The organism is Pedobacter caeni (assembly GCF_900129215.1).
GTDB lineage: Bacteria > Bacteroidota > Bacteroidia > Sphingobacteriales > Sphingobacteriaceae > Pedobacter > Pedobacter caeni.
This window is the reverse complement of record NZ_FQUQ01000018.1, coordinates 1-2,475: the sequence shown is the minus strand read 5'-3', so window position 1 is coordinate 2,475 and position 2,475 is coordinate 1. Positions and strand designations below refer to the sequence as shown.

The following is a 2,475-nucleotide window of genomic DNA, read 5'->3' as shown; positions in this document are numbered from 1 at the left end:
ACAGAGAAGTCAAGCCCACCAGAGCCGATGGTACTGCGGTAACACGTGGGAGAGTAGGTCGGTGCCAAATCTTAAAAGAAAGCCTGTAGGAAACTGCAGGCTTTTCTTGTTTATCAGCTTTTTGCTTAGGGGTACTGGTTTTGGAACAGTACCAGAAATTGGTTTGGCCCTGATTCCCTTTAACGAATAACAGTAAGGTCAGTGCACTTCCCTTTCTTTGCATTATTCATGACTTTTTTATCTTCATCCCTTCATGATCTCTTCATACAGTTTTCAAGACCTGATGTTTTCCTTCTCTCCAATCCCTTTAATAAAAGGAAAAGTTAATTTAATAATATGGGATGAAGGCTGGGCTTTTATTCTTGCCTCTGTAAGCATCTGTTAGAAGCCGACTAGCTGGACGAGTTTAACTCCTGTCCTTAATTTCTTACTTTAGGGAAAAGAAAAGATATTAGAGGTATGTTTGATCTGAGATGAACTTAAGTGTTTTTTATACGCCAACTGCTAAAGATACACTGACTTCTGTTTATGACTTCATAGATGAAAAATTTGGAAGGCGTTCAGCAGATAAGTTTTTGCTAAAAGCAGAAAAAACAATTATAATAATTACCTCGAATCCTTTTTTATTCAAAGCCTCAGAAACAGATGAGAAATTACGGATAGCTTTGGTCACCAAACAATGTTCATTGTTTTATCTGGTCCGCGATTCCCAGATCCATCTGTTGTTTTTTTGGGATAACCGGCAAGAGCCAAACTCTTATTGAGCTTAGCCGGTGTTGTAAATAGCGTAATTATTATTTACGGGTCACATATTTACTGCTAACCCATCCTCTTAGTTTCTGATCTTTAAAATTGAAATCCACCGGATGATTCTTCCCTATGAGGGAGGCGGAATCTACTTCGATAAATAACCAGGTCTTATCCTTTTGAATTAGTTGGGATAGAATATTAATTATGGACCCCATTTTTATCTGGGCAATTATATTTGTGCCTTCAGAAGTCCCATAAGTAAAGGTCTCTTTTTCTTCCCCCTGTAGTAAGTCTGTACTGGGAGAGAACCGTAAGTTATAGTCGCTGGTATTGATGACTGCAGTTTCAGATTGGCTGTTGTAAAAGTCCGGACTTAACATGCTGCTGCCAGTATATTCTATATTTGTCAATACATAGTTGTCCTTAATTACAGCCTGACTGTTACTAAATTCAAATGATCTGATAGATACATAAGGACTTTCTCCGCAACAATGGCCTAGTGTTAATGTTAATTTTTTCTTGTTGTTTACACTCGATAATTCGTAACTCCAACATTGTTCACTAATCTGCTCCGTTAGAATACCCTTTATATTTAAATATACTTTTATGCATTTGGGTTCTCCACATTGATATAAGTAGATGTAGTCGTCAACCTGGTCATTGTTCAGGTCAATGATCTGCTTTTCGAATTTATTTCCTATACCATTATCCCTGATGGAATTTTCTATCTTTTTTAACTGATTTGTTTGTGCCTGGCTTTGTATATATGCGAAAAGCAATAAAATGGTCAATAGCTTTTTCATGATGGAGTTTTATAAACCTGGTATATCCTGAAGTAGATGATAAAACCCTAAGATCAAAATTAGAAATTACAATTAGGGGATGGGTTTAAGCCTTGTCTGTCTTTTTTCAAAAGAGAAAGGCCATTAGGGAAAGTGACGATCCAGATGCTGTCGTAATCATTTGAAGCCCATTTTTGAGTGGCAGATTTTACACCCAGGGCGCTGATCAACTCCTGTATGTCTTTATGTTCCCAAACAATGATTACAGTGCCTTTCTCTTTCAACAATGCTTTACTGATGTGTTTATAGTCGCCTTCTTCATAAGCAGAATTGATAGACAGGTTGTATTTAATGGCAAAGGGAGTAATGGTCTGAAACATCCTTGCTCTTTTAGTGTCTTTACCAAGGTTTATTGCAGGTACATAAATATTAGAGGGCTTCCCAAATTTTTTGTACAATACAGCTGGTAATTGTAAGGAACGGTTAAAACCTTTACAAGTGAGATTATTCCCATCTTCGGGACGCTCGGCATGCCGTATAAATACTAGTTTTAAGTTTTTATCCTGTGATCTGGCGATACCGCTAAATAAAACAAGCGTTAACAAAAGGAGTTGAGTGAATAAGTGAGGAGTTTTCATGGTGTACTAAAATAGTATATATAGGTCGCTTGACAAAAGTTTAATGACAGCTTGATCCAAAAGGATTAAATTTGGCCTGATTAACGTTGAAATGTGACCATAGATATGGATGCCAGGAATCTTTTCGATTTATATTCAGCATGATTCTTTAGAAATAGCTTCTTTTTTCTTTAACATCAGGGTTGGAAAAGAGGGAATTTGATCTTTTTTGCCGGAGTAATGGGTAGGAAATGATCATATAGGATCGCATGACCTGCGCTCATGATAGACTGATTAGCGGTTTTTTTGGTTTAATCTATATGCTG

At 36.9% G+C, this 2,475-nt stretch carries 4 protein-coding genes; 1 reads left to right on the top strand and 3 read right to left on the bottom strand.

The window, feature by feature from the left end; translation table 11 throughout:
- On the bottom strand, nt 1–223 hold a 223-nt coding region (locus BUC20_RS34255), incomplete at its 3' end, for a hypothetical protein (RefSeq protein WP_234994643.1).
- Between the two features lie 250 nt (nt 224–473).
- Here BUC20_RS34255 and BUC20_RS34500 point away from each other — a divergent pair.
- Nucleotides 474–764, top strand: coding sequence for a type II toxin-antitoxin system RelE/ParE family toxin (locus BUC20_RS34500; RefSeq protein ID WP_073239200.1), 291 nt, complete (start codon nt 474–476; stop codon nt 762–764).
- A 30-nt stretch (nt 765–794) separates the two neighbouring features.
- On the opposite strand, the gene BUC20_RS33480 is transcribed toward BUC20_RS34500, so the two are convergent.
- Both BUC20_RS33480 and BUC20_RS33475 read right to left on the bottom strand, forming a co-directional pair.
- Complete coding sequence (locus tag BUC20_RS33480) at nt 795–1,553, bottom strand: hypothetical protein (RefSeq protein ID WP_073239199.1); 759 nt, start codon at nt 1,551–1,553, stop codon at nt 795–797.
- A 59-nt stretch (nt 1,554–1,612) separates the two neighbouring features.
- On the bottom strand, nt 1,613–2,170 hold the full coding sequence (locus tag BUC20_RS33475; protein WP_073239197.1) for a hypothetical protein: 558 nt from the start codon (nt 2,168–2,170) through the stop codon (nt 1,613–1,615).
- Between the last annotated feature and the right edge of the window lie 305 nt (nt 2,171–2,475).